Origin of the sequence: Serratia sp. NPDC078593 (assembly GCF_050268245.1) — a bacterium.
Classification (GTDB): Bacteria; Pseudomonadota; Gammaproteobacteria; order Enterobacterales; family Enterobacteriaceae; genus JBNNGK01.
This window is the reverse complement of the sequence record NZ_JBNNGK010000021.1, coordinates 53,528-60,320: the sequence shown is the minus strand read 5'-3', so window position 1 is coordinate 60,320 and position 6,793 is coordinate 53,528. Positions and strand designations below refer to the sequence as shown.

The window sequence follows — 6,793 nt, the reverse complement described above, 5'->3', positions numbered from 1 at the left end:
CCATCAATATAATGGTGGTTTGACGCCGAATGAATCAGAAAGATTGTTCTGGAAAAACTCTAAAACCGTGGCTAGTTTTTGTTGACCACTACAGAGATTGCTCACTTAGTGCCGTATCCACTACGGCTAGATAAAAGAAATTATTATCATTTGTCAAGTTAAACGTGGCATGATTGCGACTCCGTATGCGGAGTCTAGAAAGGCAGTGGAAAATTTTCTCTGTAATATGTATACATATTTAGTAAACTAAATGAACATCAGTAGATGTGGTTTTTTATGATGGTTATTTCATTGAGTGTGGTCAATGTTGCTCTGGATAGGGGTTATGAGGTGATGGTGGAGGCTTGATAGTCAAGATGTTTCAAATTATGTGCGAGTCATCGATAAGGAGCTTGCGCTCTTTGTTTATTTCATTGTGATGATTGCATTTAAATAATTTGTCAGGTGAAGCAAGTGAAAAATTGTAAAGTGTAGATTTGTATAGCTTAAATTATAATTTTATTGATTGCGAGTTTAGTATTATGTTGCTTACAGAGAAACGGTTACAGAATTTTGCACTTTGGTCACTATTTATTTTTACTTTCTCAGGTGTGGTTTCGTTAATTTCAGTAAAGTTTGATAACCCGCTTTTGAGAATATGGAAAGAAGGTATGATAATTGGCATTCTTTTGTTGTCAATTATCAGTATTTTTTTAAGAAAAAATATACCATTGGCAAAGCTGGTAAGTTTGTTTTTATTTTTAGCACCTGCTTTTATATTGTATTTTTTATTATCTATAAACACAAATATATTGTTGGTAGCCTATCAGATAAAGAACGATGTTATCCCTCTTCTTTTTGCTTTTTCTTTATATATTATATTAAGTGGGAAGAGTGATGTTGGCGATTTTTATAGTAGGTTAATCAAGGTTGTTGTTGTTACGGCGACTATTAACTCATTTTTTATCTATATAGAAAGTATGTTCCCAACTGCGTTTATGGCGACATTACAAATTGAAGAGTTTAATAATTCGGGAGGGAAGTCAGGGATACGTTTAGATAATGCGCTTGGCAGTTTGCGAGCCATGGGTACAATGACTACATTTATAAATGCTGGTACATTGACGTTTTTTGGTATCGTTTGTGTTTTGGAAAGTGGCTATTATAATCGACTTAAAAAGTGGGTGCTATTTAGTCTCATGGCAATCGCGTTAATACTGACAACATATAAAACCGCGATGATAGCGCTAGCTATTTACTTGTTAACGAAGGTTATTTATTCATTTTTCAAAAAGTTACGCGGCGCAAAAATGATTTATTTTTTCTCCGCGGTTATAACATTTTCTTTTATGGCTTTTGTTTTTAATACTTTCACTGTTTATGATTCGCTAGCAAGCACTAAATATAAACCTTTTGCTTATAATTCTATTTATTTGCGATCATTGCAACATGATAAAATCATCAATGACATTGAAAGGAAAGATAGTTTTTATACAGGTCTTGGAGTTGGTACCAATGGCACGATGGGGCCAAATGAAAAGTTGAAACTTAAAAGTAAAGCTTTAGATAGTACGTATATATATCTAATGAGTAACTATGGTTTCATAGGTGTTCTAATTTACGTTTCTATTTTGCTGTTATTGTTACTTTATTTTTGCTCCAAAAGTAATAAGTTTGACAATATAGCTATCATTTTGCTTTTTTATGCATTTGGAGCCGATTTTTTCATAAACAATACTTTTTCAAACTTCCCATGTAATGTTATTTTTTATAGCCTTATTATAGTTTCTTTATTACATGTTAAAAGTTTGAATAAAGAGGGAGGGATAAAAGAGGAACGATGTAATGTGTAAAAATAAGGGGGTAATATGAGTGCGGTGATTTATTTTCTCAGGAGCCGACAATTATGAAATTCAACTCTATTCTAGTTGTGTGCGTAGGAAATATCTGCCGTTCACCTACTGGAGAAGCTTTACTGAGAGAGCGTCTTCCTGATCTAAAGGTAGCATCTGCTGGTTTACATGCCTTGTCGGGGCATGGTGCAGATTCGCATGCATGTTCAGCCGCGGAGAAAAATGGTGTTTCACTCTCAGGACATATAGCACGACAGTTGACTTCTACTATTTGTCATGAGTATGACCTGATTTTGGTTATGGAGAAAAAACATATTGATGCCGTTGGAAATTTGGCACCGGAAGTTCGCGGTAAAACAATGTTATTTGGACATTGGTTAAGTCAGATGGAAATAGATGACCCATATCGTAAAAGTCAAGAAGCGTTTGATAGGACTTTCCAACTTTTACTACGTTCGGCCGATAAATGGGCACGATTACTAACTTCTTAAAATGAGATGCTTATGTCAGAGAAAGTATTATCACAAGGCCGGAAAGAACTATCGGAAGAAATAGATCTGCATAGATTGTTTGGCGAGTTGTCAAATAATAAATGGTTAATTTCTGGGATTGTTGGGCTATTCGCCGCAGCAGCATTAACGTATGTTACTTTTGCGACCCCGATCTATGAAAGTACAGCGTTGATTCAAGTCGAGAAAAATGCCGGAAATTCATTACTTAATGATATTTCTTCAATGCTGCCTGATAGTCAGCCCCAAAGTGATGCTGAAATCGAGCTTATCCAGTCACGGTTGGTGATGGGGAAAACGGCTGACGATCTTGGATTGTCTACATATGTTCAGCAAAATTATTTTCCAATTTTTGGTCGTGGTTGGGCTCGCTTGAATGGCCATGAGCCAGCAAAAATAGCATTATCGCGACTGAATGTCCCCGATAGCTTGATGGGCGAGGCTTTTACGCTACGAGTTTTGGATAAAAGTCGCTATGAATTGCTCCTTGGCGGCAATAAAGTCTTAGATGGACAAATTGGGAAATTGGCCTCTGGACATGGTGTTTCATTGCTGGTCAGTGATATTGACACCCCAGACGGAACTGAATTCACAGTAATAAAAAGGACCAAACTTGCTGTTTTGGCAGACATGGCTAGCAATTTGTCTGTCGCTGACAAAGGCAAGGATACCGGTGTATTGGGCTTAACCTATCGCGGCGAAGATCCTGAATTAATCAGCAAAATACTTAATAGCATTAGCCGCAATTACTTACAACAAAACGTAGAACGCAAATCAGAGGAAGCAGCAAAGAGTCTGCAGTTCCTTGAGCAACAATTGCCGAAAGTTCGTATGCAGTTGGATGAAGCTGAAAATAAATTGAATGCCTATCGGCAACAAAAAGACTCGGTAGATATGTCTTTAGAAGCTAAGTCTCTATTAGATTCGGTTGTTGGCGTAGAAGCTCAACTCAATGAGTTGACCTTGAAGGAGGCTGAGATTTCTCAACTTTATACCAAAGATCATCCGGCGTACCGTGCACTGATGGATAAACGTCAGACGTTGGTAACAGAAAGAGAAAAATTCAATAAGCGCATTAGCAAAATGCCTGCAACACAGCAAGAAATTTTGCGTCTGACACGGGATGTACAAGCAAGTCAGGAAATATACATGACTTTGCTAAATAAACAGCAAGAGCTAAGTATTAGTAAAGCCAGTACCATTGGCAATGTGCGAATAGTGGATAGTGCTGTAACCATGCCAAAACCAATAGCACCGAAGAAGTCGTTATTGGTTGCATTAGTGGTGATATTGGGCGGTTTCTTCTCGGTAGGTCTCGTTTTTGTCAGGGTATTACTGCATAAAGCGTTACAGAGTCCTAGTCAAATTGAGGAGCTAGGGGTCAACGTATATGCCAGCATCCCAATTTCGGAAGTACAGCAAAAGAAAGACCTGTTATTGATTCGTAATAAACATCGTCAGAAAGAGAGTGGCTTGCTGCTTGCGGAAGCTAACCCAGCTGATCTAGCGATCGAAGCTATACGTAGCCTACGTACCAGTTTACATTTTGCCATGATGGAAGCAAAAAATAAGGTAGTGATGATTTCTGGCGCATCACCCGAAATTGGTAAAACCTTCGTTTGCGCTAACTTAGCCGCAGTGATCGCGCAGTCGGGTGAAAAGGTATTATTAATTGATGGTGATATGCGAAGGGGGCGCTTGCATGAAGTGTTGAACTGTAACAATAAAAAAGGGTTGTCTGCTGTGTTGTCTGCTCAGGCATCTGCCGATGATGTTGTTCGGACAACGGGAGTTACCGGTTTGGATTTCTTGCCGCGTGGACAAGTACCGCCTAATCCTTCAGAGTTATTGATGGGGGAGTGGTTTACAAAGTTAATGGCATGGGCTACTGAGCGCTATGATATGGTACTGATTGATAGTCCTCCTATTTTGGCTGTAACAGACGCATCAGTTATTGGTAGTATGGCTGGAACCAATATGTTGGTTGCACGTTGTAATGTTACTACAGCGAAAGAACTCGAAGTGAGTATTCGTCGTTTTGAAAATAGTGGTGTGGATATTCGAGGAGTTATTTTCAATGCTCAGGAAAAACGCACATCCGGTTATTACGGATATGATTATTATAATTATGAAAGCAAAAAAGATTAATTGACTTATTGCCAGCTCGGCACTCAGTATAGTACTGAGCTGGGTTTTATTTTTTTCGTTTTTATTAAGGCTTTTAATATGCTATATGTAAATGCTCGTTTTCTTACACAGGAAATGACGGGTGTGCAAAGATTTTCCGAAGAGATCAGTCTTGCATTAAATGAGTTAAGAGATGATATAGTATTTGTTTCACCACCTGGAATATTAAGAGAAGACATTGCGGAAAAACTTAAAGTACGGATCGTTGGTGAAAGAGGTGGTCATCTTTGGGAACAAGTAGACTTGCCTCGCTATCTAAATAGCCAGGGGAAACCCTTGCTACTTAATTTATGTAGTACTGCCCCTATTTTTTATAAAAACAAAATAGTTACGCATCATGATATAACTTATAAACGATATCCGCAAAGTTTCTCCAAAAAGTTTCGTCTTTTTTATAATTTATTTACACCATTTATGTTAAAAGGTAGTCGTCATTTGATTACCGTTAGTAACTTTTCAAAAAGTGAAATTTGTCAGGTATATAAATACCCTCAAGATAAAATATCTATTGTTTATAATGCTGTTAGTGATTTATTTAAAGAGCATGCAAATTCTGATATTAAGAGTGAACGATATTTGCTTGCTGTATCATCACCCAATTTTCATAAAAATTTCCACGGGATGATCAAAGCATATGCTCAGTTAAATCATCCTGATTTGACGTTAAAAATCATTGGAAAAGCGTCCGGTGTTTTTTTACCGCAAATGTTTGAAAGTCAAGTCTTGGGAAATGATAAAGTACAGTTTCTTGGACGGGTAGACGATCGTGAATTAATTGAATTATACAGTAATGCCTTAGCTTTTGTTTTTCCCTCTTTCTATGAGGGGTTTGGAATTCCTCCTTTGGAAGCTCAGGCATGCGGCTGTCCAGTTATTTCTTCAAATGCGGCTTCAATGCCTGAGGTCTTAGCTGATAGCGTATTATATTTTAAACCTGATAATGATGATGAAATCGCGGAAGCAATGAAAAAAGTTATTAGCGATGAAGAGCTACGGAATGAGTTAAGTAAGAAAGGCTCTGAAAATATTAAGCGTTTTTCTTGGGTTTATTCTGCTGGAGTAATTTCAGATTTGGTCAATCGGCTAAAATAAAGGAGCTGTCTGTAAAGTGAAAATTCTCCATGCAGCTGAAATAATTAAAGGCGGTGTTGCTACTGTCATGCGACAACTTGCTATCCATCAGTCTGGGGTTGTTGATGTCGACGAGCTTATTTGCCTTGTTCCTGAAGATCAGGCAAGAGAGCTATCTCCACTGAATGAAAAGCATATTAAAACGTTTAAACGTAGTGGGAGAAATGTTTATTCATTAATTTGCTTTTTGCGGAGCTTCGTTCGTTACGTTATTTTCCACAAACCGGATGTGATACATGTTCATAGCTCCTTTGCTGGCGTATTAGCGCGAATGGCATTGATAGTATTACGCCCAGTTTATCGTCCAAAAATTATTTATTGTCCTCATGCCTTTTCATTTATAATGCAAGGGAGTGAAAAAAAGAAAAAATTTTATGGTTTCATCGAGCGGTTTTTAGCGAGATTTACCGATAAAATTATTTGTGTAAGTCAGTATGAAAAAGATATTGCTGTTAATTATGGTTTGCCGGAAAAAAAATTGGTGGTTGTCTATAATGGTGTTCCTGTAATTACTTGTGATAATGCAGAATATGTTAATCCTTACCCGAAGGATGTCACCAACCTCCTTTTTGTAGGACGTTTCGATTTTCAGAAGGGCTTTGATATTTTAGAAAGACTCGTTACCCGCTTGGAAGGAAAACCATTCCATTTAACCGCGGTAGGGGGGGCTGTACTTAATGCTAATGTAGAACCCTTACAATCGTCCCAGATAACTTATACTGGATGGTTGAGCAGCGCTGAGTTGGCACCGTACCTGGCATATGCTGATCTGTTGATTATCCCCAGCCGTTGGGAAGGATTCGCGATGGTACCGCTTGAGGCGATGAGCTATGCTTTACCCGTTGTGGCGAGTAATTCTACCTCACTACCTGAGGTAGTGGTTGATGGTGAAACTGGCAGACTTTTCCCATTAGAAAATGAAGATATTCTTTTTGAAATTATTACCACAACATCAATGAGTGAATGGATTGATATGGGGTGTAAGGCTAGACAAATTTTTCTTAATAGATTTACGGCAGCCAACATGGTGAGTAATACAGATAAAATATATAAAGAATTGATGAAATAATTTATATATTGGCACTGCATCTGTTTATTTGTAATGTTGATTGTTAAATAAAAATTAATCCACCA

Annotated in this window: 5 protein-coding genes; all 5 read left to right on the top strand. The window is 37.7% G+C overall.

Going from position 1 to position 6,793, the window contains the following annotated elements:
* Positions 1-521: 521 nt before the first annotated feature.
* Positions 522-1,832: a hypothetical protein gene (locus ACQKDS_RS18140; protein WP_399673232.1), complete on the top strand. Its 1,311-nt coding sequence runs from the start codon at positions 522-524 to the stop codon at positions 1,830-1,832.
* Between the two features lie 53 nt (positions 1,833-1,885).
* Positions 1,886-2,323 (top strand): protein tyrosine phosphatase, encoded by a 438-nt coding sequence (locus tag ACQKDS_RS18135; protein WP_399673230.1) that lies wholly within the window; start codon positions 1,886-1,888, stop codon positions 2,321-2,323.
* 12 nt (positions 2,324-2,335) lie between these two features.
* Positions 2,336-4,489: a polysaccharide biosynthesis tyrosine autokinase gene (locus ACQKDS_RS18130; protein WP_399673227.1), complete on the top strand. Its 2,154-nt coding sequence runs from the start codon at positions 2,336-2,338 to the stop codon at positions 4,487-4,489.
* A gap of 78 nt (positions 4,490-4,567) precedes the next feature.
* Positions 4,568-5,620, top strand: coding sequence for a glycosyltransferase family 4 protein (locus tag ACQKDS_RS18125; RefSeq protein WP_399673224.1), 1,053 nt, complete (start codon positions 4,568-4,570; stop codon positions 5,618-5,620).
* A gap of 16 nt (positions 5,621-5,636) precedes the next feature.
* Complete coding sequence (locus ACQKDS_RS18120; RefSeq protein ID WP_399673222.1) at positions 5,637-6,728, top strand: glycosyltransferase; 1,092 nt, start codon at positions 5,637-5,639, stop codon at positions 6,726-6,728.
* Positions 6,729-6,793 lie beyond the last annotated feature (65 nt).

Excerpts from the sequence above, each read along its gene's own strand:
- ACQKDS_RS18140 (WP_399673232.1), top strand. The coding sequence starts at position 522 with ATGTTGCTTACAGAGAAACGGTTACAGAATTTTGCACTTTGGTCACTA.
- ACQKDS_RS18135 (WP_399673230.1), top strand. The coding sequence starts at position 1,886 with ATGAAATTCAACTCTATTCTAGTTGTGTGCGTAGGAAATATCTGCCGT.
- ACQKDS_RS18130 (WP_399673227.1), top strand. The coding sequence starts at position 2,336 with ATGTCAGAGAAAGTATTATCACAAGGCCGGAAAGAACTATCGGAAGAA.
- ACQKDS_RS18125 (WP_399673224.1), top strand. The coding sequence starts at position 4,568 with ATGCTATATGTAAATGCTCGTTTTCTTACACAGGAAATGACGGGTGTG.